Here is a 24132-nt window from a genome sequence, read left to right on the forward strand (position 1 = left end):
CCTGCACCGCGACCGCCGCGACCACCAACGTCTGGGGCGACCGGTACAACACGTCGGTGACGGTCAGCGGCGCCAGCACATGGACGGTTGTCGTCGCCATCACCGCACCCCAGCGGATCTCCACCATCTGGAACGGCACCGCCACCTGGGACAGCAGCGGCACCGTCATGACCATGCGGTCCAACGGCAGCGGCAACACCTTCGGCTTCACCACGATGACCAACGGCAACAGCAGCGCCCGCCCCCAGATCCGCTCCTGCACCTCGGGTTGACATCGCCCAGGTTGAGACGTGCGCGGTGGGTGCGCCCGGCACCCACCGCGCACCTGGCGACCCGGCGCGCGGACCAGTCGCCACTAGCCTGCACTGATGCGACACACCCTCATCCCCGGGGATGACAGCCTGCACGGGCACTTCTCCCCCGATCTCCCGCCGGTGCTCACCATCGACCCCGGCGACACCGTCACCTATCGCACCCTGGACTGCTGGTGGTCCGCCGGCCCGTACCCGGGCGGGTCGAACCGGGACCGCCCGCGGGTCGCGCAGCACCGGCCCGAGCACGGACACGCATTGATCGGTCCGGTCGCGGTCCGCGGTGCGCGCGCCGGGCAGACCCTCGCGGTACGCATCGACGCGGTCGTGCCGGCCACCTGGGGCACCACAGTTGCCGGCGGCTGGCCGAGCGAGTTCAACCAGCGCTACGGCGTGCAGGAACAACCGGTGGTGCACGCCTGGACGCTGGACCCGGTGACGATGGCCGGCCGCAACCAGCATGGCCACACGGTCGCGCTGCGGCCCTTCATGGGAGTGCTCGGTATGCCACCCGCCGAGCCGGGACGGCACTCGACGATCCCGCCGCGCCCCTGGGGCGGCAATCTGGACTGCCGGGACCTCACCGCCGGAAGCACCCTCCTGCTGCCGATCCCGGTGGACGGCGCGCTGTTCTCCGTCGGGGACGGGCACGCCGCACAGGGCGACGGCGAGGTCGGCGGCACCGCGATCGAGTGTCCGATGGACGAGGTGACGTTGACCTTCGACGTGCGCGACGACTTCCCGGTCACCGGCCCGGTGGCCCGCACCCCCGACGCGTGGCTGACGCTGGGCGTCGGCGCCTCCCTCGACGACGCCACCTTCACCGCCCTGGAGTCGATGCTGACGCTGATGCAGCGGCTGCACGGCCTCAGCCGCGCGGACGCGGTGGCGCTGGCCAGCATCGCTGTCGACGTGCGGGTGACGCAGATTGTCAACCAGAGCGTCGGCGCGCACGCGGTGCTCCGCGACGACGCGCTGGGCTGGCCGGACGCCGATTCTGTCGGAGGCCGCCGTTAGCGTGTGGTCACTGTCGCCGCGCCGGCCGGATCGCGCCGCTCGCTGACCCTCGGAGGCCCCCCATGTCCCAGGAGACGACCTACCTCGAACTGTCCGAAGTAGACGGTGCGCACAAGTTCTACGAGGTCATCGTCGACAATGCCACGCTGACGGTGCGCTACGGCCGGATCGGCGACCAGGGGCAGGTCAAGGCGAGCGCCTATCCGGACAACGCGCGGGCCCGGGCCGCCGCGGCGAAGAAGATCGGGGAGAAGGTCCGCAAGGGCTATGCGCCGGCGGTGCCCGGCGTCCGCCAGAAGCGCACCGTGTCGCGGCGGCAGATCGTCAGCACCCGCTCCACCGCCCGCACCGCCCCGGCGCTCTGGCGCTACGACTCCGGTGCCCCCGCCTTCGGCATCTTCGTCGATGGGCAGCACTGCATGGTCGGCAACGAGCACGGTGTCATCACCACGCTCGACCACGACGCCCGGGTGCGCAGCCAGGTCCGCCTTCCCGACGGCGTGAAGTGCATCGTCGCCGACGACGCCTGGATCTACGCCGGCTGCGACGACGGCAACGTCTACGACCTGTCCGGCAAGGTGCCCCGGGTGGCGTACGCGATCGCCCCGGAGATCGACATCTACTGGCTCGACATTCACGACGGCGTCCTCGGCGTCTCCGACGCCGACGGCGGGATCACCGCCGTCGACCACGAGGACGAGTTCCTGTGGCGTCGCCCCGGCCGGGGGCGATCGGCCTGGATGGTGCGCTGCGACGACAACGCCATCTACCACGGCCACTCGCAGGGCGTGACCGGCTACGAGTGGCGTACCGGCGGGGAACTGTGGCACACCACTACCGGTTCGGTGCTCTTCGGCTGGCAGGAGCACGGCAGTGTGTTCGCCGGGACGGGCAGCCGCGAGGTGGTGCGGCTGTCCAAGACGGGTCGACACGAACGCACCTACCGCTGCGACGCCCCGGTCTTCTCCTGCGCCACCGCCGAGGGCGGCCGGTACGTCTTCGCCGGTGACAGCCAGTCCTCGATCTACTGCTTCGACTCGGCGGGCACCCGGCTGTGGAAGCTCGGCACCGGCTGCGGCTCGGCGTATTCCATGCAGTACCACGACAACCGGCTCTACGTCGTCACCACCGGTGGCCAACTGGCCTGCATCGACGCGAGCGAGCCGGCGATCCGCGCCGCGCAGGCCGGGGACGTGCCGCAGGTGCGCGACATCAAGGCCCCCCGCCAGGCACCCCAGCCGGTGCAACCGACGATCGTCGAGGTGACCAGCGACTCGGGCGCGGGCGTGGTCGTGCAGTGCCTTGACGATCGAGGGCGGTTGCGGGTTCAGGTCCTGTCCGAGGGCTTTCGGCGCGACTGGTCGGTGCAGTTCCCCAAGGGAATTCGCGAGCCGGGCGCCCGCTACCTGGTGACCGAGGTGCGCGAGTCCAGCCGCGGTGGCTACTACCGCGCGTACGGCGACATCCGCCGTCTGCGCTGACGGCGGGCACACCGCCTCGCACCGAGGGGCCCGGCCGCGCCGGCCCGTGTCGTAGGGTGCCGGCATGGCGCACCCCGTCCGGGCCAACGGCGACGCCAACGGGGCCTGGTGGGCCGTCCCGCCGACCCGGCAGGTGAGTCACCTGCCGGGCGTCGACCCGGAGCTGCTGCGGGTGGCACTCGACCCGCTGCCACCGGCCGCGCCCGCGATCCTGCACTACCGGCCCACGCTGGTAGGTCCCCTCAGTGACCTCGTGGAGGCGCTGCTCGACCAACTCGACACCGCAGCCCTCGCGATGTTCCCCCGCTGGCTGACGGGGGCCGACCGCTTCGACAGCGATGGCACGCTCGGCGTGGCGGCGGTACGGGCCCTCGCGGCCCGTACCGCCGCCCGTTCCCGGCACTTCGGCCCGTTCCTGGCCGACCTCGCCGAGCGAGGGCTGCGCGGCCCACGCCGCCCCGGCGGCCGGTCCCGCTTCGCCCCAGGGGTACGCGCCGCCGGGCTCGCCCGGGTGATCGCCGAGGCGTATGACCGGGAGAACTGCGTACTCGTCGTGGCCCTGCCCGACCTGGGGGTAGACGCCGAGCGGACGCTGGTGGCCGCCGCCGAGTGGCTGGTGCGGCACGGCGGCTTCACAGTGTGGTTGGCCGGCGGGCCGCTGTGCCACGCCGACCGGGTGCGCTCGGTACCGGTGCTGCTCCCCACCCGGTTCGCCGGGCTGGCCAGCACGATCGAACAGGCTCCGGCCACCGCCGCCGAGCCGGGGGCGACGGTGTTGGCCTGGCCGCCGCTCGCTGGCGTGCCGCGCGGCGACAGCGCCGCCGAGCAGGCCTTGGAACGCGCGCTCGCGCCGCACGACTGGGCGCGCGGCCGGCTGTGGAACCAGACCTACGAGTGGCACGTGCTGGGTACGGCGTACCGTCTGGATCTGTTTTGGCCCACGGAGGGTCTTGCGGTCGAGGTGGACGGCCCGGAGCATCGTGGGCGAATCGCTTTCGCCAACGATCGGCGGAGAGACGTGCAGCTGCAACTCCTCGGGCTGGACGTGCTCCGCTTCACCAACGAGCAGGTGCTCACCGACGCGCCGGCGGTGGTCGACGGAATCCGTCGGCTGCTGGCCCGGCGACGCGCGGTCGGCACGCACCCCCACGGAGATGAGACATCATGACGAGCCCGGCGGACGTCCCGCACCTGACGCCGAACCAGATCAACGCCCTCGTGGTGCTGATGGTCGAGGCACGCCGACTCACCAACGTCGAGCTGAAAGAGCTGGCCGGTTTCACGCTGACCGGCAAGGACAACACGAAGCTCGTCGACCTGGGTCTGGTGGACACCGACCGGACGCACCGGCCGTTCGCCCACGAGCTGACCGATGAGGGCTGGCGGGTGGCACGTCAGCTGCACGCCACCGCACCGCCGAAGCAGGGCGGCTCGACCACTCGGTCGCTGTTCGTCGTCCTGTCCAACCTGCACCGTTCGCTGGACCGGCTGCGGGTCAGCCACGGCGACTTCTTCAAGCAGACCGGGGCGACGGCGCCGGCGGTCAGCGAGCCTCGGCACGAAGCACCGGCACCCGCAGCGGCGGCACCCGTGTCCGCGGCGCAGGTGGAGGCGCTGGTGCGTTCGGCGTACCGGGATCTGGCCACCGCGCCGGGCGCCTGGGTCGGCCTCGCCGACGTCCGGGACCGGCTGGCCGACACCGACCGGGCCGCCCTGGACGCGGCGTTGCGGACGATGGTCGGTCGGGAGGACGTCCGGATCATCCCGGTGGCGAACACCAAGTCGCTGACCGCACGGGACCGGGCCGCGGCCGTCCGCATCGGGAACGAGGACAACCACGCCCTGGCGATCGGCCCGGCATGATCTCCGACGACCAGCGGGCCGCGCTGGAAGCGGTGAGTCTCAACCCGGCGGTCACCCCGGACGACGTCTGGCGACCCAGCCCGCACAACGTGCCGGAGCTGCACGAGAAGGTGGCCGCGGAGATCCTGCGCGGGGTGGCGCGGGCCCGCACCGACGACACGAGCATGCCGCTCGGCGTGGCCATGCAGGGCCGCGCGGGCGCCGGCAAGACGCACCTGCTCGGGGCGGTCCGCGAACGGATCCAGCGCGAGGGCGGCTACTTCTTCCTGGTCGACATGGTCAGTGGCAAGACGTTCTGGGAGAGCGTGGCCCTGGCTCTGGTCGAGGGGATGGGCCGCGCCCACGTCGGCTGGGGCACCCAACTGAAGACCTTTCTGCGTCGACTCACCCCGCAGCTCGGCCTGCCGGTGGAGGTCCGCGACGCGATCGCCGGTGCCCAACCGGTGACCCGTGCCCAACTCGACACCTTCATCCGGGCGCTGCGCGAGCGCGACCGGGAGGTCGGACGGGACGCCCAGGACACCGCACGGGCGCTCGTCCTGCACGGTGCCATCGACTTCGAGGCACAGGATGTCGGCTACGCCCACCTGATCTCCGAACCGGGTGACCCGGCGGCGCGGGCACAGTGGGGGTTGAGCGCCGCGATCCGTACTCCGCAGCAGGTCGTGCAGGACATCTCCCGGCTGATGGCGCTGACCCTGGACCCCACGGTCATCGCCGTGGACCAGCTCGACACGCTGTTCGCCCAGACCAGCACGTCACTGCTCAACCACCATCAGGGGCTGGAGGACGGCCAGGCCAAGGTGCTCGGCCCGATCGCCGACGGCCTGCTCAAGCTCCGCGACATCACCCGCCGCACGCTGGTCGTGGTCTCGTGCCTGCCCGACACCTGGGTGCTGCTGACCCGCACCGCGCCCACCCCGGTCGGCGACCGCTTCCGTACGGCGACCCTGCCGGACCGGATCCCCACCCCGGAGATCGGGCAGGCCATCGTGGCGAAGCGTCTCGCCGCCGCGTTCGCCGGTCCGCGCTTCGAGCCGCCACATCCCACCTGGCCGATCGCATCCGCCGCCTTCGCCGACGCACCCACCCTCACACCACGCGCCCTGCTGCGCCGGGTGGACCGCCACATCGCCTGGTGCCGCGACCGCGACGAGGTGGTCGAGCTCGACCGGCTCATCGACGGCGCCGACTCGACGCCGACGGTGAGCGCCGTCCGTGGCGGTACCGGTGACCCGACGACCGACGAGCGACGCCTGCACGAGTTGGACGCGCGGTTCGCCGAGCTGGTCGAGGCCGCGGACGTGTCGGCCGCCGTCGACCCGGCGGGCGAGGACGAACACCTGCCGCCGCTGCTCGCCGCCGGCCTGGCCGCCTGGATCGCCGAGCAGTCACCGACCGGCGCCACCTACAAGTACGACCCGCCGCCCGGGCGCAAGCCCGCGCTGCACGGGCGGCTGATCGAGGTGCTCGACGAGGCCACCGAGAACGAGGCGCACTGGTGCTTCCGGGCCATCGCGCACCCCAACGCCATCGCCGTCACCGCCCGGGTCAAGGCCGCGTGCACGCTGGCCGGACTGGACCGGGACCTGCCACAACGGCGGTTGATCCTGCTGCGTAACGGTCCGTGGCCGACCGGGAAGCGTACGACCGAGGTGTTGAACGGGTTCGACGCGGCCGGCGGCCTGCGGTGCGCCGTGCCGGAGGCGGACCTGCGGGTCTTCGCGGCGCTGCGGGTGATGGCGGCCGAGCCGTCCACGGCCCTGCAGGAGTGGCTGGTGGCCCGTCGCCCGGCCAGCGGCACCGAACTGTTCCGCACGGTCCTGCCCGGTCCGGACGGGACGCGCGGCGGTGCCCCGCCGACGACGCCCGACGACGGCGAGCCACCGTCGCCCGACAGCGGTCCCGACCCCACGAACGTGCCGGTCGCCGACGTGGCAGGTGGTCCGTCGACCGGTGCGGCGCCCGCGCCCGTACCCGCCGACCCGGTCGACCTCGCGGTCGATGCCAGCGGTCGGCCCGTCGGGCTGGGGCGGACCGTCGACGGGGGCCACCCGTTCACTGTGCCGCTGGAGTCGCTGCGCCGGCACGCCGTCGTGTTCGCCGGGTCCGGCTCGGGCAAGACCGTGCTCATCCGTCGCCTGGTCGAGGAGTGCGCCCGCGAGGGTGTCTCCGCGATCGTGCTCGACCCCAACAACGACCTCGCCCGGCTCGGCGACGCGTGGCCCGACCCACCGGGCGGGTGGGGCCCCGGCGACGCCGACCGGGCCGCCGACTATCTCGCACACACCGAGGTGGTGGTCTGGACGCCCCGGGTCAGCGCCGGTCGGCCGCTGAGCTTCCAACCGCTGCCCGACTTCACCTCCCTGCGGGACTGGCCGGACGAGTTCGACCAGGCCGTCCGCTCCGCCGTGGAGGCCCTCGCGCCCCGGGCCGGCGTGGACCGTTCGAGCCGGCTCGCCCAGCAGGGCAAGGCCGTCCTCACCGAGGCCCTCCAGGCGTACGCGCGAAGCGGGATGGTGGGCCTGCCCGGCTTCACCGAGTTCCTCAGCGACCTGCCCGAGGGGGTCAGTCGGCTGGCCCGCGCCGGGAAGCTCGCCGAGGAGTTGGCCGAGGCGCTCAAGGCGGCGATGGTCACCGATCCGCTCTTCGGCGGCGTCGGTGCGCCGGCCGACCCGGGGCTGTTGCTGACGCCGTCGGCGGGGCGGCGGGCCCGGGTGTCGGTGATCAGCTTCGTCGGCCTCACCTCCGACCAGGAGCGGCAGAGCTTCGTCAACCAGTTGCAGATGGCGCTCTTCGCGTGGATCAAGCGGCATCCCGCCGGTGACCGACCGCTGGGTGGGCTGTTCGTGATGGACGAGGCACAGACGCTCGCGCCTTCGACCGGCACCACGGCCTGCACCGCCAGCTCGATCGCGCTGGCCGCGCAGGCCCGCAAGTACGGTCTCGGGCTGGTCTTCGCCACCCAGGCGCCCAAGGGTCTGCACAACCAGATCTCCGGCAACGCGACGACGCAGTTCTTCGGGCTGCTCAACGCGCCGGCGCAGATCGACGCGGCCCGGCAACTCGCCGAGGCCAAGGGCGGCCGGCTGCCGGACATCGGCCTGCTCAACAGCGGTGAGTTCTACGCCGCCGGGGAGGGATTCTCGTTCGTCAAGGTCCGCACCCCGCTGTGCCTGACCCACCACCCGAAGGCGCCGTTGACCCCGGAGGAGGTCGTCGCGCGTGCCCGCCCGGCTGGGTAGCCTGGGCCCATGATCTTCATAACCGCCAAGTTCCGGGTCCTCGCCGAACACGCCGACCGGTGGCCGCAGATCGCCGCCGAGTTCACCGAGGCGACCCGGGCGGAGCCGGGCTGCCTGTGGTTCGACTGGTCCCGCAGCGTGGACGACCCTACCGAGTACGTGCTGGTCGAGGCGTTCCGCGACGACCAGGCCGGTGCGGCCCACGTGCAGTCCGCCCACTTCCGCGCGGCCCAGGAGACCCTGCCGCCGCACCTGGCCGAGACGCCGCGCATCGTCAACGTCACGGTGCCGCAGGAGGACTGGTCGCTGCTCGGCGAGATGGCCGTCCCCGAGGGCCGCTGACCGCCGCCGCCGACCCGTGCGGCGCGACCCGCCGTCAGCGCAGCCGGCGGGCGGTGAAACGGGTCGGCGGGTCGGCGATCACGTCCTGCGCCGCGATCAGCTGGATCTCCCGGGTGCCCGCCGCGAGAGTCGCCTCGAGCACGGTGTAGACGGAGGCGATGGTGCGTTCCAGCGCTGTCGCGGGCGAGCCGGTCGTCGACAGGTGCGCGAGGTACAGCGCCGCGGTGACGTCGCCGCCACCGTTCGGGTTGATCGGCAGCAGCGGCGTGGTCACCGCCCAGGCGCCCTCGTCGGAGACGGCCACCACCTCCAGCGAGTCCGGCGGCAGGTCGCCGTGCAGCACGCTGGTCACCAGGACGTGCCGTGGCCCGGTCGCGCGCACCACGTCGACCGCGTCGAGCACCTCGGCGAGCGAGTTCGTCGTGCGGCCGGCGAGGAAGTCCAGCTCGAAGTGGTTCGGCGTGATGATGTCCGCACGGGGTACGACGGTGTCCCGGAGGTACTCCGGAATCCCCGGGCGGACGAACATCCCCCGACCGGCGTCGCCCATCACCGGGTCGCAGCAGTACACGGCGGCCGGATTGGCCGCCTTCACCCTCGCCACCGCGTCCAGGATCACCGCGCCCACGGCCGGGTCGCCCTGGTAGCCGGAGAGCACCGCGTCGGCGCTGCCCAGGACCCCACGGTCCTCGATTCCGTTGATCACCTCCGCCACGTCCGCCGCCGGGAGCGTCGGGCCCCGCCATGCGCCGTACCCGGTGTGGTTGGAGAAGTGCACGGTCAGGACCGGCCAGACCTCGTGCCCGAGGCGTTGCAGCGGAAAGGCCGCCGCCGAGTTGCCGACGTGACCGTAGGCGACCGACGACTGGATGGACAGGATCTTCACCGGTTCATCATCACCACTGCGGCCGGTGCCGCAGGGACGGCCCGCCGTTTCTGTCGGGTGGCCCACTTGGCGTCGCCCCGTCGGGGTCGGGTGACCCGGCCGGCGTCGCCCCGTCGGGACGGCGTGAACGGGCGGCCCGGACCGTGTCGTCCGGGCCGCCCGAGCGGGGGGTGCGGTCAGCCGCCGAGGCTGGCCGCGGCCGAGGCGATCGACGAGGCGAAGTAGCTCACCTGGGTGTAGACGCCCGGGTAATTGGGCCGGGCGCAGCCGTTGCCCCAGCTGACGATGCCGACCTGGATCCAGGCGTTGTTGGCGGCGCGGCGGAACATCGGGCCACCCGAGTCGCCCTGGCAGGTGTCCGTGCCGCCGCTGGCGTAGCCGGCGCAGATCTCCTGGGCGGGGATGAGGTCGCCACCGTAGTTGGCGTTGCAGACGGAGTCGCTGACGAACGGCACTGTCGCCTTGAGCAGGTACCTCTGCTGGCCGCCGCCCTCACGCGCGGCGCCCCAGCCGGCGACGGTGAAGGTGCCGCTGTCGTACGCGGTGGTGGTGGTGATCGGCAGCGTGCTCAGCCCGGTGACGGGGCTGGCCAGCCGGATCAGCGCCCAGTCGCGGCCAGCGCCGTTGTAGCCGGGGGCCCGGTAGACGTAGTTGGACCGGACGGTGATCCGGCTGGACGACTGGAGGTCGACCGTCCCGAGCGTCGCGGTGATGCTGGTGTTGGTGCCGGTCGAGCCCACGCAGTGTGCCGCGGTGAGCACCAGCCGGGGGCTGTACAGCGCCCCGCCGCAGCCCATCGAGAGACGGACCATGAACGGGAACTCGCCCTGCGCGGCGCGGGTGCCGCCGACGACGTTCGGCGTCATGGGGCTGTCGGCCGCGGCGGCCGGCGCGGTGAGGGTGAGGCTGGCCGCGGTCACCGCGGCCAACGCGGTGGCCAGCAGGCCAGTGAGGGTACGCCAGCGAACCATGCATTCCTCCGCATCAGGGTGGCACGCCTCGTGAGCGCACCGCAGTCGAGATAGCGGTCATCATATTGAGGCACATGGATCTAGCGGGTCATCCTCTCTGGGTCGTACCACCGGGGCTATGGATCTCGCCCGGCGCGCGGGCGTCCGGTCTTCAGCCGCCCCGGGCGCCGGTGCTCTCCCGGCGGATGAGTTGGAACGGGGTCTGCACGGTCAGCGACCCCGCGACCTCCGCGCCTTCGATGCGAGCGACGAGACGGCGTACCGCGAGACGACCGATCTCCCTCTTGTCCGGGGCGATCGTGGTGAGGGTCGGGGCACTGAACCGCCCCTCCTCGATGTCGTCGATCCCGACCACCGCGACGTCCTCGGGCACCCGGTGGCCGGCCTCGGCCAGCGCCCGCAGCGCGCCGATGGCGACCAGGTCGTTGTAACCGAACACCGCGTCCGGCCGGTCACCGAGGGCGAGCAGGTCACGCATGGCCCGCTTGCCGTCGAGCCGACCGAACGCGTCGGTGCGGGCGACCAACCGCGGTCGGTACGGCAGGCCGGCGGCCGCCAGCGCCTCCCGGTACCCCTGGACCCGCAGGTGGGCCGACTGCCGGTCACCGCCCTGGGTGGCGCCGATGAACGCTATCCGACGACGGCCGATCGACACGAGATGCCGGATCGCCGCGTGGCTGGCGGCGACGTTGTCGATGGCGATGTGGTCGTGCGGCACGTCGTAGACGCCCTCGCCGATCAGCACGAGTGGACTGTCGGCGGTGCGGGCCAGCACCTCCTCCCGGCCGATCCGCACCGGGCTGAGGATCAGGCCGTCGATGACGCGCTGCCGGGAGCCGTCGAGGAGCGCCAACTCCGCGTCCCGGTCCGCGGCGGTGTTCTCCATCAGGAGGGTGTAGCCGAGCCCGGCCGCCTCGGAGATGGCGATCTCGGCGAGCTCGGCGAAGTAGGGGTTGGTCAGCTCCGGGACGGCCAGGGCGATCAGGCCGGTACGACCTCGGCGCAGGTGCCGGGCGCCGAGGTTGGGGCTGTAGCCGAGTTCGTCGATCGCCTGCTGCACCCGTTGTCGGGTCCGCTCCCCCACCGGCCGGTAGCCGTTCACCACGTTCGAGACCGTGGCCAGCGAGACACCGGCGCGCTGGGCGATGTCCTTCAGGCTGACGACCATCCACCAACCTTTCGCGAATCCGACCGGCGGGCCGCCGGGCCGACAGGGCATTGACGAACAGGCATTGACGGGACGCCCAGCGCGGCTCTATAACGTTATACAGGCGATGACAGATGTCAATATGCCTGTTGGCCGGTGGAGATCCCACCCGACATCCGTCGCTGACGCCCGTCCCCCGTCAAGGACCACCCGATGCCCACCACCCACGCGCTTCGGGCCTGGCTGCACCGCCCGCGGCGACTCGCCCCCTCGGAGACGGCATGACACGTCACGTCCCCATCCGCCCCGCCCTGCCACTGCTGCTCGTTCTCGCCCTGGTAGCCGGCGTCCTCGTAGCGCCTTCCTCGTCGGCGTACGCCGCGCCGGCCAAGACGCCGCCACTGACCACCCCCTGGACCAGCCAGGCCCTCGCCGGCACACCACTGCCCGAGTACCCGCGGCCGCAGATGACGCGGCCGGACTGGCTCAACCTCAACGGCGAGTGGCAGCTACGCCAGTCGGCGACCGACGACGCCCCGCAGTTCGGCACCAACCTGCCCGAGCGGGTCAACGTGCCCTTCCCGGTGGAGAGCGCCCTGTCCGGCATCCAACGGGCCGCCAACGACAACCGCAACTACCTGTTCTACCGACGCACCGTCACCATCCCGCCCACCTGGTCGGGTCGGCGGACCCTGCTGCACTTCGGCGCCGTCGACTGGCAGAGCACCGTCTGGGTCAACGGTGTCCGGGTCGGCGCGCACACCGGCGGCTACGACGCCTTCACCTTCGACGTGACTCCCCAGCTCACCGCCGGGACGAACGAGATCGTCGTCAAGGTCTGGGACCCCACCGACACCCGCCAGAACGGCAGCCTGCCCGCCATCGGCAAGCAGACCAAGACACCCGGCGGGATCTTCTACACCCCCAGCTCCGGCATCTGGCAGACGGTGTGGCTGGAACCGGTGCCCGCCGCCTCGATCAGCAGCGTGGACGTCTACCCGAACCTGAGCAACAACACACTGCGGGTCCGGGTCTTCACGCGGGGCAACGTGAGCGGCCACAGCGTCCTCGCCGAGGCGCTGAACGGCGCCACAGTGGTCGGCTCGGCCACCGGCGGCTTCACCGACTTCAGCGTGCCGGTGCCCAACGCGCGCCGCTGGTCACCCGACGACCCGTTCCTCTACAACCTCCGGGTGACCCTGCGCAACGCCGCCGGCGCCACGGCAGACCGGACCACGCACTACTTCGGGATGCGGGAGATCACCACCGGCCTCGTCAACGGGGTGCTGCGCCCCAAACTCAACGGCCAGTTCGTGTTCCAGGTCGGCACCCTCGACCAGGGCTTCTGGCCGGACGGGCTCTACACCGCGCCGACCGACGCCGCGCTCGCCTTCGACCTGCAGAAGCACAAGGACCTGGGCTTCAACATGGTGCGCAAGCACATCAAGGTCGAACCGCAGCGCTGGTTCTACCACGCCGACCGGCTCGGCCTGCTGGTCTGGCAGGACATCCCATCGTTGACCGCGCAGGAAATCGACCCCAACGACGTGCAGCAGGCGCAGTTCGAGGCCGAGGCACGCGAGATCGTCGACGAGCACCGCAGCTCACCCGCCGTGATCGCGTACACGCCCTACAACGAGGGCTGGGGCGAGCGGTCCCTCGCCGACACCCAACGGGTCGCGCAGAACATCAAGAACCAGGACCCGACCCGTCTGGTCAACCCGCACAGCGGCCACAACTGCTGCCAGTCCCTCGGCAACCCCGGCAACGGCGACATCGACGACTGGCACGTCTACCTCGGGCCCGACTCGCCAGTACCGTCGAGCAGCCGGATCGCGGTGCTCGGTGAGTTCGGCGGCCTGGGCCTGCACACGCCGGGCCACGAGTACAGCCCCAACGGTCAGTTCTTCGCCTACGAATGGCAGGCCAACTCGACAGTCCTCACGGACCGGTATGTGGGGCTGGTGCAGGGCACCCAGAACCTGATGCTCGGCAAGGGGCTCAGTGCCTCCATCTACACCGAGATCACCGACCTGGAGGGTGAGCTGAACGGCTTCCTCACCTACGACCGGCGAGTGATCAAGATGGACCAGGCGCGGGTGCGCGCCGCCAACACCGCGCTGATCAACGCCTCGAAGACCATCGGCAGTTCGGCGCCCGTCGCCCTGCCGCTCAACACCCGCCGATCGTTGCAGGTGACCACGCCCGGCTTCACCAACCGCTACCTACGCCACCAGGACGGCCTGGCCTACACCGAGGTGGTCGACGCCGCGAGCCCCAGCCTGCTCAAGGCCGACGCCACGTACACCATCCGGCCCGGTCTGGCCGGCACCAATTGCTACTCGTTCGAGTCGGTCAACTTTCCCGGGCAGTACCTGCGCCACCAGAACTCCCGGGTCCGCAACTCGCCGGACGACGGCTCCGCGTTGCTGCGCGCCGACGCCACCTGGTGCGCCCGTACCGGGCTGACCGGCACCGGCGTGTCGCTGGAGTCGTACAACTTCCGAGGTAAGTACCTGCGGCACTACAACTCGGAGGTCTGGCTCAGCAACGGCACCGGCGGCGACGCGTACAACACACCGACGTTGTGGACCGCCGACAGCACGTGGGGCATCGCCGCTCCGTGGGCGCCCTGACCCCAGTGCGCTGACCGGGGCGCGCTGACCGCGCGACTCGGGTGATCCACTCGGCTTTTGAAAGTCGCGGTTTCCGGTGCCCGGAGACACCCCGACTTCATGAAAGCCGAGTGGATCATGCCCGTCTACCCTGCGGCGTCACTCACCGCCTCGGGGGTCGTTTCCCCGGTCATGAGGGAAATCGGCGAGTCGATTGCACCGTCCGGCCGGATCGACCTTTCCGGGCAAGGACCGTGCCGCAACTTGCATCCGGCCAGGTCCGCTCGGCTGTTGCAACGCGCAATTAGGCCGATCAATAAATAGGCGAAGGTCAATCTTGACTTGTGCGGCTGGCCAGCGCACCGTAAAGAGCCAGAGGCAGATGCGCGCCATTATCGGCCCAGCTGAGATGGATCGCCAAATGGAGGCGCTGCCGGTTTTCGCGCCACGTGCATCGGGAGGCTTTCCATGCGGATGAATCCGTTCAGCAGGGTCTATCTCACTGACCCGGCGAGCATGTGGCGACGCATTCTCGACGATCCCGACGGGGTGCACTACGCCGAAGATCTGGGTCTGTGGTTGATCAGCAGGCACGCACACGTCCGGCGGGCCCTCGCCGACGCCGCGACATTCGCCAACGCCCTCACCCTCGCCCCGGTCTACGAGGTGTGCCCACCGGCGCTGAGCGTGATCATGCAGATCGACGCGCCACCCACGACGGCCGCCGCGGACCCACCGACGCACCCGCGCACCCGCCGGGCACTGCGGGCGACCTTCGCGAACACCGCCGAGCGGGTCGAGGCCGACTACGGGGCGATCGTCCGGCGCCGGGTCGACCAGTTGGTGTCCCGCCTCGTCGCCCGCCAGGGCGACCAGGTCGACCTGATCCCGGACTTCGCGACCGAGCTGCCCCTGCTGGTGGTCCTGGACATCCTCGGGGTGCCCGACGCGGACATCGGGCAGATCCGGAGGTGGGCGGACGGCCAGATCGCCCTCATCTGGGGGCAGCCGGACCCGGCCGAGCAGGTACGCCTGGCGAAGGGCCTGCTGGAGTTCTGGCACTACTGCGAGGAGCTGGTCCGCCAACGGATGGAGAGTGGACACCAGGGCGACGACTTCATCAGCCGTGCCCTGACGTACCGGGACGACGACGACAGCGTGCTGACGGTGCCCGAGGTGGCGAGCCTTGCCTTCAACCTCCTGGTCGCGGGCCACGAGACCACCGCCGGGTTGCTCGCGCACGCTCTCGACCAGGCCCTGTCCACTCCCCAGCGCTGGTCGGCGATCGCTGCGGACCCGGGGCTCGTCCCTGCCTTCGTGGGCGAGACGCTCCGGTTCGCGCCCGCCATCGACGGCTGGCTCCGGGTGACCACGCGAGAGGTCACCCTGGGAGCGGTGACGATCCCCGCCGGGGCGCGTTGCCTGCTGTTGATCGGAGCGGCGAACCGGGACCCCGAGGCATTCCATGACCCGGACCGGTTCGACCCACACCGGCCCGATGTGGGCAATCACCTGTCATTCGGTCACGGTCCACATTTCTGCATCGGTGCGGGATTGGCGCGACTTGAGGCCGGGATCGCCCTCAGCCGGCTCGCCGAAGCCATTCCCGGCCTACGGCTGTCACCGGAGCAACATCGCTCATACAAGCCCAATGTCGCGTTTCGCGCTCACCACAGACTGCTCGCGATAGTCGATATCCCGGCGTCCTCAGAGGGGCCGGCGGCACGAGGTGGCGCGACAGCCGAAGTGCACGCCGGCTGAGCGCCGCGAGCGCCAGCGTTGCTGACCTGTGGACGGGTTGAGGGGTGGGATGTGCCGCGTTGCCCGCTCCACCCGGCGCACCTCGGTGCTCGACGTCGGGTCCGGCACGCACCGTTCGCGCTTTGCCCGACGATCCATGCCGGCGAACGTCTTCACACCCATCGCATCCTGGGTTAAGAATTGCTCTCTGTGAATGTTCGGCCCATTAGCCAATCTCGATCTGGCACCCGCTGCTGAATCTCCGTTCCACGAAGGTGAGCGCATGGAGCACACGTCCCCGTCGAGCTCGGCTCACTCCGCGGCCAGTCAGCGCTTCCGGTGGGAGTTGCGCAACTGCCGCGTGCAACGGGGCCTGACCCAACGAGCCCTGGCGGATCTGGTGCGGTTCAGCCGGGAGACGGTCGCGGCGGTCGAGTCGGGCCGCCGGTTCGGCAGCCACGAGTTCGCGCAGCGCTGCGACGACGTGCTCGCCACCGGCGGCCGGCTGGCCGCGCTGTGGCCGCAGGTCGCGGCCGAGCAGTTGGCGGCCGACGGTCGCCGGGGCCCGCGCGCGCCGGAACCGGCTCGGCTGGATCGGCGGGTGCCGCGTCAGCGCGGGCGGCGTGACGCGCGCGACCCAGGCGCCGTCGTGGACGCGATCGACGAGTTGCGGGAACTGATCGGCCAGGTGCTCAACGGCCAGCCCGAACCGGATGACCCGCAGCGGCGACACCCGCCGGCCGGGCCCCTCGACAACCAGCGCTGACCCGACCGATCCGGTACGACCGCGCGGCGTCACCGGTCGCTGACGTTGGGTACAGATGCTGGTACGGGCAGTTTGTACCACGGCCAGGTCTGGTCTACGAGCGTCGCTTCCGGCCGAATGGGACTTGCATTCGGCAACGTGCGGATAGACCGTCATCGACGAGTCGTGGGAGTCAATCTTGGCGTCGAGCACCCGGTCCCACGCGGCCAGACCCTACCCGACGCGCCGACGCGGTTGGAAGATAGCCGGTCGGATGCGCCTCATCGTCGCAGCCCCGCTCGTCGCCGTGATCGGCTTCGCCGGTCTCGCCCTGACCGAGAGCGCACGCCAGACGGCCCGCGCCAGCGACCTGCAGCTCCTGGCACAGATCGGCGCCGAGGCCGGCGACCTGGCGTACCGGCTGCAACGCGAACGCATCGCCGCCGCCGACCTGCTCACCTACGCCCAGCCGGAGCAGCAGGACGCCTTCGGCGCGGAAATGGCCGCCACTGACGAAGCCGTCGCCCGCTACCGCCGGCAGCGTGACCGACTGTCCACCGACAACGACGCCAACCCGGCGCTGATGCGGCGCATCGACGCGGCGCTGGACGGCCTCGCCCCGCTGCGCACCCAGGTGCGCACCGCCACGCACGCGTCGGTGTCGGCGATGACCTTCAGCTACCGCATCGCGATCGCCGACCTCATCAACCTCCGGGAGAACGTCTCCCACGGCGTGGTGGACGCCCAACTCGCCGACGGGATCCGGGCCTCCGCGGCGCTGTCGAAAACGGCCGAGGCCATCGGTCAGCAGCAGGTGGCCGTGCTGCGCGCCGTCGCGGGCGGCGAGCTGACGCCGGCCATGCAGCAGGACATCACCGCGGCCCGCACCAGCTACACCGAGTCGAGCCTGTCGTTTCTGGCCCTGGCCCCACCCGCCTGGAGCCTCTGGTGGGAGCAGGCCGGCACCGGCAAGGAGGCGCTCGCCCTGCAACGGATGCAGGACGAGGTGTCCCGGGCCCAGCCGGGGTCACGGCTGCAACTGGAGACCGACGCGTGGGTGTCCACCACCCAGACGCGCGCCACCCGCCTGGCCGACCTGCGCGCCCGGGTCGACGCCGCGGTCCGCGACGACGTTCGGGCCGCGCACGACGACCAGCGTCGTCGGGCCGTGGCCGAGGCGGCCAGCGTCATCCTGGCCCTGATCCTCACCGCGTTGGTGACCTGGGCCGTCGCCCGGCAGATCACCCGCCGGCTGCGCCGCCTACGGGACGCGGCCAACGCCGTGGCGTTCGAACAGCTCCCCGCCGTGGTGGCCCAACTCCAACAGCCCGGCAGCGCCACCGTCGACCCACAGAAGCTGGCCCACGAACAGTCCAGTGCCGCCCTCGAACCGTCCAGCGACGACGAGATCGGCGAACTGGGCCAGGCGTTCAACGCCGTGCACCAGGCCGCCGTGCGGACCGCCGCCGAACAGGCCGTCATGCGCGCCAACACCGCCGACATCTTCATCCACCTGAGCCGCCGCGAACAGCGACTCGTCGACGCCGTCCTGGCCCAGGTCGACCTGGTCGAGCGGGACGAGACCGATCCCGACCGGCTCGACCAGCTGTACACGCTGGACAACCTGGCGACCCGGATGGGCCGGATCAACGCCAGCCTGCTGGTGCTCGGCGGCGTCGGCGTGGGTCGCGTACGCCAACGGGACGTCCCACTGCAACAGGTGCTCCAGGCGGCGCTGTCCCAGATCGAGCACTACGCACGGGTCCGGCTCGGCATGATCGACGGGGATGTCGCAGTGGCCGCCAAGACCGTCGACGAGGTCGTGCACCTGCTCGCCGAACTCATGGACAACGCCACGACGTACTCGCCGCCGGGCAGTGAGACCTGGGTGAGCGGCCGGAGCCTGGGTGACCGCGTGATCGTGCAGATCAGCGACGAGGGTGTGGGGCTGTCCGCCCAGCGGATGCAGCAGCTCAACGAGCTGCTGGCCCGCCCACCGGCCATCGACGTGGCCGCCGTACGGGCGATGGGTCTGGTCGTGGTGGGCCAGCTCGCGGCTCGGCTGGGCGCCACCGTGCAACTGCGACGCGGCCCCCGACGCGGCATCCTCGCCGAGGCGACTCTGCCCGCGGCGATCATCCGGTCCCTGCCACCGGAGGAGTACCTCCTCGCACCCGGCCGGCTGTCACGACGGGCGGCGCGGACGCCCAGCCCCCCGCCGCCGTACCAGCCGCGTCCCGAACCCACCGCCGGACGCCCGACGGCCGCGCGGACCCTGCCGGCGGCGCCGGTGTTCCGGCCGGCTCCACCACCCCCGGACCGGGGTGACGCGCCCACCGAGGAGCTCCTCATCTTCGAACAGGTCAACCACTGGTTCCAGAACGACGTCACCGACGACCAGAACGGCCAGCAGTGGTCCAGCCCCGCCGACGACGCCTGGCGTACGGCCGCGCAGGCGCACACCCCCGAGGTCGCCACGACCACCAACTCCGGCCTGCCCAAACGCCAGCCGCAACGACACCTCGTGCCCGGCGGTGTGACAGTGCCCCAGCAGCAGCAACGGTCCGAGTACCGCGACCCGGCGCAGGTGGCGACCGCGATGGCCGCGTACGCGCGGGGTGTGGCGAACCGACGGCGCACCCCGATCAACCTCGGCAACAAATGACGGGACAGGAGAGCACGTGACCGACCAACAGGATCTCGGCTGGCTGCTGGACAACTTCGCGGCGCGCGCGACCGAGGTCAGCCACGCGATCGCCATCTCCAGCGACGGCCTCATGGTGGCCGCCACCCGCGACCTGCCACCGGACCGGGCCGACCAGTTGGCCGCCACGGGTAGCGGGCTGGTCAGCCTGCTGCGAGGGGCGGCGGCCTTCTTCGACGCCGGCGCGGTGATCTCCAATGTCACGCAGCTCGAGGGCGGCTTCATGTTCTCGATGGCCTTCAACGACGGCGCCTCGCTGCTGGTGCTCGCCGCCCCCGAGTGTGACGTGGGCAAGGTCTCCTACGAGATGACCGAGCTGGCCAACCGCATCGGGGACGCACTGACCCCCGCCGCCCGAGCGGCGCTCGCCCGCAGCCGCTGACCATCCCGGCGCCCCCACGCCGGAGCACCCTTCCCTTTCCTCTGGAGTTGGACATGCCTCTCACCACCCCGTGGCGCAGCCGTGCCCTCACCGCCGCGCTGCTCGCGACCGTGCTGACCACCAGCACGGCCTGCGGTGACGACGCGCCGGGCACGAGCGCCGGCGGCTCGATAAAGATCGGCCTGCTCGCGTCGCTGTCCGGGACGTACCAGGCGGTCGGTACGGAGATTCGCGACGGCTTCCAGCTCTACCTGGACACCCACGACGGCAAGTTGGGCGGCCGGCAGGTCGACCTCGTCGTCGCGGACGAGGGCAACGGCGCCCAGACCGCGGTCCCGGCGGCGACCAAACTACTCAAGCAGGACCGGGTGTCCGCGCTCACCGGCATCGTCGGAGGCGGTTCGGTCGCCGGCGTCACCCCGGTGCTCAACGAGACCAAGGTGCCACTGGTCGGCTCCAACGGCCGGCCGGAGCTCAAGGACGTGTCCCGGATCTGGCACACCTCGTACCTCTCCGACGAGCCCGGGGCGGCGATCGCCCAGCACGTGCGGGACAACGTGAAGGGCTCCGTCTACGCGATCGGCCCGGACTACCAGGGCGGTTGGGACGAGCTGCGCGGCTTCACCGACGCGTTCGACAAGATCGGTGGGAAGCTCGCCAACCCCGACGGCAAGACGACCTTCACGCCGTTCCCGGCCACCACCAACTTCCTCCCCTACTTCGCCCGCATCAAGGCCTCGGGCGCGGCGGCCGTCTACACCTTCTACGCCGGCAGCGCCGCCGTCGACTTCGTCAAGCAGTACGCGCAGTCCGAGATCAAGGACATCCCGTTGTACGCGGCCGGTTTCCTCACCGAGGGCGGCGTGCTCAACGCGCAGGGCGAGGCCGCCCGGGACATCTACTCGGTGCTCAACTACTCGCCCGACCTGGACAACGCGGAGAATCGCGCCTTCGTGGCCGCGTGGAAGGCGAAGCACGACGGTTCACCGACGACTTACGCGCTCGCCTCGTACGACGCGGCGGCGGTGCTGGACCGGGCGATCGGCGCCGCCGGAAGCGACCCGACCCCCGAGGCCATCAACACGGCCATCGGCCAACTCGGCCAGATCGCCAGCCCGCGCGGCACCTGGCAGTTCTCCACCACCACACACTCCCCGGTGCAGAAGTGGTACCTGCGGCAGGTCCGCCAGGACGGTCGGGCCCTGTCCAACACCGTCGTGGGCGACCTCGCGACCGTCGGCCGGTGATAGCGGTGGCGGCCGGGCCGAACCGGATCGACCCGTACCTGATCCCGGCGTTGGACGGAGTCGCCTACGGGCTGCTGGTGTTCGTCGCCGCGTCGGGCCTGGTCTTCTGTTTCGGCGTCGCCAACATCCTCAACCTGGCGCACGGCCTGCTCTACGCGATCGGCGGATACACCGCCGCGGCGGTGCTCGACGGCGGCTGGGCGAGCCTGGCGTTGGCGCTGGCGGTCGGCGTGTTGGCCGCCGCCGCGGCGGGGGCGCTCCTGGCCGGCCTGCTCACACCGGTCGCCACCGGTAATCACCTGAGTCAGGCACTGCTGACGTTCGGGGTGGCGTTGGCCGGCGGCAGCCTGCTCGTCGCCGGCTTCGGGCCGGACGACCCGCAGGTCCGGGTGCCCGCCGCGCTGGAGGGGTCGGTGATGGTCGCCGGTCACCGCTATGCCGCGTACCGGCTGGTGTTCATCGTCGTCGCCGCGGTGCTCGCCGTCGCCCTCTACCTGGTGGTGCGACGCACCAGGGCCGGGATGTTGGTCCGGGCGGCCGTCGACGACCCGGAGATGGTCGCCTGTCTGGGCGTGAGTCCGGCGCGGATCCGGGCCGGTGTGCTCGCCGCCGCCGGTGCGCTGGCCGGCGCGGCCGGGGTCCTCGGCGCGCCCATCATCGGCCCCGGCACGGACACCGCCGACACCGTGCTGCTGCTGTCCCTGGTGGTCGTCGTCCTCGGTGGTCTCGGGTCGATGGCGGGCACCCTGCTGGCCGCGCTCGCGATCGGCGAGATCCAGACGCTGGGCGTGGCGTTGCTGCCGTCCGCCGCGCCGTTTCTGCTGTTCGCCGCCATGGCGGCAGTGCTGGCGGTGCGGGCGCGCGGCCTGGCCGGCAGATGGCGGACGACATGAGCGGCGAGGTGATCCGGCGGGCCCGGGGCGCCGTCGCGGCGCTCGTCCTGGCCGGCCTGGTCGTGGCGCCCTGGGTGGTCGACGACTACACCACGGCGCTCCTGGCCCGGACGCTGGCGCTGGCCCTGGTCGGGGTGAGCGTGGCGCTGCTCACCGGCGTCGCCGGCCTGCCCACCCTCGGCCAGACCGCACCGTACGCGGCGGGCGCCTACGCCTGCGCCGTGGTCGGCAGCCGAATCTCCGACGTCGGCGTCGTGCAGCTCGTCGTCGCGGCAGGCGCCGGGGCGCTGCTGGCCGCGCTCACCGTGCCGCTCGTCGTGCACGCCCGAGGGGTGATCGTCTTGATGATCACCCTGGCCATCGGCGAACTCGTGGTCACCGTCCTCGGGCGCTGGCGGTCGGTGACCGGTGGCACGGACGGGTTGGCCGGCATTCCCGCGGTCCGCCCGTTCTGGGGGCTCCCGGCGCTCGCCAGCGACCAGGCGCGTTACCTGTACGCCCTGGTCGTCGTGGCCACGCTGATCGGCGTGGTGCTGGTGCTGCTGCGTACCCGGGCCGGGCTGGTGCTGCGCGCCGGCCGCGACGACGAGACGCGGTTGCGCGCCAGCGGTCACCGGGTGGCGCTGCACCTGTCCGGCGCGCACATCGCCGCCGGGGCGATAGCCGGTGCCGCCGGCTCGCTCCTGGTCGTCGCCCAGCAGTACATCTCCCCCGCCGACTTCGGCTTCGACACGTCGGCCCTGCTCCTGCTCGGTGTCGTCATCGGTGGCACCGCGTCGGTGGGCGGCGCCCTGGTGGGCGCGGCGTTGGTCATCGCCGTCCGGGACTGGCTGTTCGGGGTGCTGCCCGGCTACGCGCCGCTGGTGCTGGGCGCGCTGTTCGTGGCGACGGTCTACCTGCTGCCCACCGGCGTCACCCGGGCCCGGGGTCGGCTGCGCCCACCGGCAGCCCCGGCACACCAGCCCACCGCTGCTGAGCAGGCCACCGTCCCGGAGCTGCGCCGATGACCCTGCTCAACGCCCAGGAGATCAGTGTGCGGTACGGCTCACTCGCCGCGCTCGACGGCGTGGACCTGTGCGTCCACGACGGCCAGCGGCACGCGCTGATCGGCCCGAACGGGGCCGGCAAGACGACACTGCTCAACGTGATCGGCGGGTCCACGAGGCCGCAACGCGGCACGGTGCGATTCGACGGACGGGACGTCGGTCGGCTCGGGCCGGGGGCCCGGGCGCGGCGGGGCATCAACCGCATCCACCAGCGACCCGCGGTCTTTCCGACGCTCACCGCGACGGAGAACGTCGTGGTGGCCGCCCTGCCGCGGGTCATCGCGCGCCGCCGCTGGTGGCCGGGCGGACGTCGGCGCGCCGCGCAACACCTGGCGGGTCCGCTGCTGGAGCAGATGGGGCTCACCGCCGTCGCGGCGGAACCCGCCGGGCACCTCGCGCACGGGCAACGACGCCAGTTGGAGATCGCGATGGCCCTGGCCGGTCGCCCCCGCCTGCTGCTCCTCGACGAACCGGCGTCCGGGCTGTCCGCCATCGAGGTCGGCCGGTTGGTCGAGCTGCTCCAGGCGCTACCCAGGGCGGTCGCCGTCTTACTGGTCGAACACCGACTGGACCTGGTGTACGCCCTCTCCGACACGGTCACGGTGCTGCGGGACGGTCAGACGTTGGCCGCCGGCACGCCGGACGAGATCCGTACCTCGCCGCTGGTGCGGCAGGCCTACGCCGACGGGGTGGCCTGATGCTCACTGTGGATCGTCTCTGCGCCGGCTACGCCGGTGGAATCGTCCTGCACGAGGTCAGCCTGCGGGTGCGCCCGGGCAGCATCCAGGCCGTTGTGGGCCGCAACGGGGCGGGCAAGAGCACGCTCGTGCACACCATCGCCGGGCTGGTTCGCGCGTCCAGCGGTCGTGTCGAGATCGGCGGCGTGCACGTCGCCGGTCGACAACCGCACCGCATCGCCCAGTCCGGCGTCGGTCTCGTCCCGCAGGGCCGACGGGTCTTCTCCCGGTTGACAGTGGCCGAGCACCTGCACCTGGCGGCCGCGCCGTGGCGGGCCCCCACCTCCGGCGGCGAGGGCTGGACTGTCGCCCGGACCCTGGAACTGCTGCCCCGGTTGGCGGTGCGGTTGCGACACCGCGGCTGCGAACTCTCCGGCGGTGAGCAGCAGATGCTGGCGATAGCCCGGGCGTTGCTCGGCCAACCCCGGGTGCTGCTGCTCGACGAACCGTGTGAGGGCCTCTCGCCCGATCTGGCGGCGCGGGTCCGCGAGCTGGTCAACGGTCTCGCCGCCGACGGCCTGACCGTGCTGCTGGTGGAGCAGCAGCTCCAGCACGCCATCGAGATCGCCGACCGGGTGGCGGTGCTGGAGTACGGCCGGGTGGTCTACGACCGGCCGACAGCTGAGGCCCGCCGCGATCCAGCCCCACTGGCGGCGATGTTGAGCGTCGCCGCCGTCGCCCCGCGCCCGGCCAACCGGCCGACGCCTCGGCTCTGGGCCGACACCCCGTAGTCACCCGACCCTTCTCGGAGAGGTAGACA

The 24132-nt window shown here is 71.7% G+C and carries 19 protein-coding genes and 1 pseudogene; 17 read left to right on the forward strand and 3 right to left on the reverse strand.

What is annotated here, in order from left to right:
- From DLJ59_RS18850 to DLJ59_RS18880, 7 genes and pseudogenes are all read left to right on the forward strand, one after another.
- Nucleotides 1-272 (forward strand): annotated as a pseudogene (locus tag DLJ59_RS18850) (polysaccharide deacetylase family protein); the annotation flags it as partial.
- A 96-nt stretch (nucleotides 273-368) separates the two neighbouring features.
- On the forward strand, nucleotides 369-1328 hold the full coding sequence (locus tag DLJ59_RS18855) for an acetamidase/formamidase family protein (RefSeq protein ID WP_124773961.1): 960 nt from the start codon (nucleotides 369-371) through the stop codon (nucleotides 1326-1328).
- Nucleotides 1329-1390: 62 nt separating this feature from the next.
- A complete protein-coding gene (locus DLJ59_RS18860) occupies nucleotides 1391-2809 on the forward strand; it encodes a WGR domain-containing protein (RefSeq protein WP_124773962.1) in 1419 nt (472 codons plus the stop codon).
- A 64-nt stretch (nucleotides 2810-2873) separates the two neighbouring features.
- Complete coding sequence (locus DLJ59_RS18865) at nucleotides 2874-3977, forward strand: endonuclease domain-containing protein (protein WP_124773963.1); 1104 nt, start codon at nucleotides 2874-2876, stop codon at nucleotides 3975-3977.
- A complete protein-coding gene (locus tag DLJ59_RS18870; RefSeq protein WP_124773964.1) occupies nucleotides 3974-4672 on the forward strand; it encodes a hypothetical protein in 699 nt (232 codons plus the stop codon). The genes DLJ59_RS18865 and DLJ59_RS18870 overlap by 4 nt, the downstream gene beginning before the upstream one ends.
- Entirely contained in the window at nucleotides 4669-7917 is a 3249-nt protein-coding gene (locus DLJ59_RS18875) for an ATP-binding protein (RefSeq protein WP_124773965.1), read from the forward strand. Before DLJ59_RS18870 ends, DLJ59_RS18875 begins: the two co-directional genes overlap by 4 nt.
- 9 nt (nucleotides 7918-7926) lie before the next feature.
- Nucleotides 7927-8259 carry a putative quinol monooxygenase gene (locus DLJ59_RS18880; RefSeq protein ID WP_124773966.1) on the forward strand — a complete coding sequence of 111 codons (333 nt, stop codon included), beginning with the start codon at nucleotides 7927-7929 and terminating at the stop codon, nucleotides 8257-8259.
- Nucleotides 8260-8293: 34 nt separating this feature from the next.
- On the opposite strand, the gene pdxY is transcribed toward DLJ59_RS18880, so the two are convergent.
- From pdxY to DLJ59_RS18895, 3 genes are all read right to left on the reverse strand, one after another.
- Nucleotides 8294-9145: a pyridoxal kinase PdxY gene (gene pdxY / locus DLJ59_RS18885; RefSeq protein WP_124773967.1), complete on the reverse strand. Its 852-nt coding sequence runs from the start codon at nucleotides 9143-9145 to the stop codon at nucleotides 8294-8296.
- 176 nt (nucleotides 9146-9321) lie between these two features.
- Nucleotides 9322-10116 (reverse strand): S1 family peptidase, encoded by a 795-nt coding sequence (locus DLJ59_RS18890; RefSeq protein ID WP_124773968.1) that lies wholly within the window; start codon nucleotides 10114-10116, stop codon nucleotides 9322-9324.
- 151 nt (nucleotides 10117-10267) lie between these two features.
- Nucleotides 10268-11284 carry a LacI family DNA-binding transcriptional regulator gene (locus DLJ59_RS18895; protein WP_124773969.1) on the reverse strand — a complete coding sequence of 339 codons (1017 nt, stop codon included), beginning with the start codon at nucleotides 11282-11284 and terminating at the stop codon, nucleotides 10268-10270.
- A gap of 260 nt (nucleotides 11285-11544) precedes the next feature.
- On the opposite strand from DLJ59_RS18895, the gene DLJ59_RS18900 reads away from it, so the two are divergent.
- From DLJ59_RS18900 to DLJ59_RS18945, 10 genes are all read left to right on the forward strand, one after another.
- Complete coding sequence (locus tag DLJ59_RS18900; protein ID WP_124773970.1) at nucleotides 11545-13899, forward strand: AbfB domain-containing protein; 2355 nt, start codon at nucleotides 11545-11547, stop codon at nucleotides 13897-13899.
- A 447-nt stretch (nucleotides 13900-14346) separates the two neighbouring features.
- Entirely contained in the window at nucleotides 14347-15639 is a 1293-nt protein-coding gene (locus tag DLJ59_RS18905) for a cytochrome P450 (RefSeq protein ID WP_124773971.1), read from the forward strand.
- A gap of 262 nt (nucleotides 15640-15901) precedes the next feature.
- Nucleotides 15902-16384, forward strand: a complete 483-nt coding sequence (locus tag DLJ59_RS18910; RefSeq protein ID WP_124773972.1) for a helix-turn-helix transcriptional regulator — start codon at nucleotides 15902-15904, stop codon at nucleotides 16382-16384.
- Nucleotides 16385-16637: 253 nt separating this feature from the next.
- The gene (locus tag DLJ59_RS18915) at nucleotides 16638-19028 is read left to right on the forward strand and encodes a sensor histidine kinase (protein ID WP_124773973.1); all 2391 of its coding nucleotides are present in this window, start codon (nucleotides 16638-16640) and stop codon (nucleotides 19026-19028) included.
- A 16-nt stretch (nucleotides 19029-19044) separates the two neighbouring features.
- Nucleotides 19045-19449, forward strand: a complete 405-nt coding sequence (locus DLJ59_RS18920; RefSeq protein WP_030490280.1) for a roadblock/LC7 domain-containing protein — start codon at nucleotides 19045-19047, stop codon at nucleotides 19447-19449.
- A 53-nt stretch (nucleotides 19450-19502) separates the two neighbouring features.
- On the forward strand, nucleotides 19503-20696 hold the full coding sequence (locus DLJ59_RS18925; protein WP_124773974.1) for an ABC transporter substrate-binding protein: 1194 nt from the start codon (nucleotides 19503-19505) through the stop codon (nucleotides 20694-20696).
- Complete coding sequence (locus DLJ59_RS18930; protein ID WP_124773975.1) at nucleotides 20693-21589, forward strand: branched-chain amino acid ABC transporter permease; 897 nt, start codon at nucleotides 20693-20695, stop codon at nucleotides 21587-21589. Before DLJ59_RS18925 ends, DLJ59_RS18930 begins: the two co-directional genes overlap by 4 nt.
- Nucleotides 21586-22596: a branched-chain amino acid ABC transporter permease gene (locus DLJ59_RS18935; protein WP_158630868.1), complete on the forward strand. Its 1011-nt coding sequence runs from the start codon at nucleotides 21586-21588 to the stop codon at nucleotides 22594-22596. Before DLJ59_RS18930 ends, DLJ59_RS18935 begins: the two co-directional genes overlap by 4 nt.
- The gene (locus DLJ59_RS18940) at nucleotides 22593-23333 is read left to right on the forward strand and encodes an ABC transporter ATP-binding protein (protein ID WP_124773977.1); all 741 of its coding nucleotides are present in this window, start codon (nucleotides 22593-22595) and stop codon (nucleotides 23331-23333) included. The genes DLJ59_RS18935 and DLJ59_RS18940 overlap by 4 nt, the downstream gene beginning before the upstream one ends.
- Nucleotides 23333-24103: an ABC transporter ATP-binding protein gene (locus tag DLJ59_RS18945; protein WP_124773978.1), complete on the forward strand. Its 771-nt coding sequence runs from the start codon at nucleotides 23333-23335 to the stop codon at nucleotides 24101-24103. The genes DLJ59_RS18940 and DLJ59_RS18945 overlap by 1 nt, the downstream gene beginning before the upstream one ends.
- The last annotated feature ends 29 nt before the right edge of the window (nucleotides 24104-24132 follow it).

It is taken from the genome of Micromonospora inaquosa (assembly GCF_003857055.1).
In the GTDB taxonomy this organism is placed as follows: domain Bacteria; phylum Actinomycetota; class Actinomycetes; order Mycobacteriales; family Micromonosporaceae; genus Micromonospora; species Micromonospora inaquosa.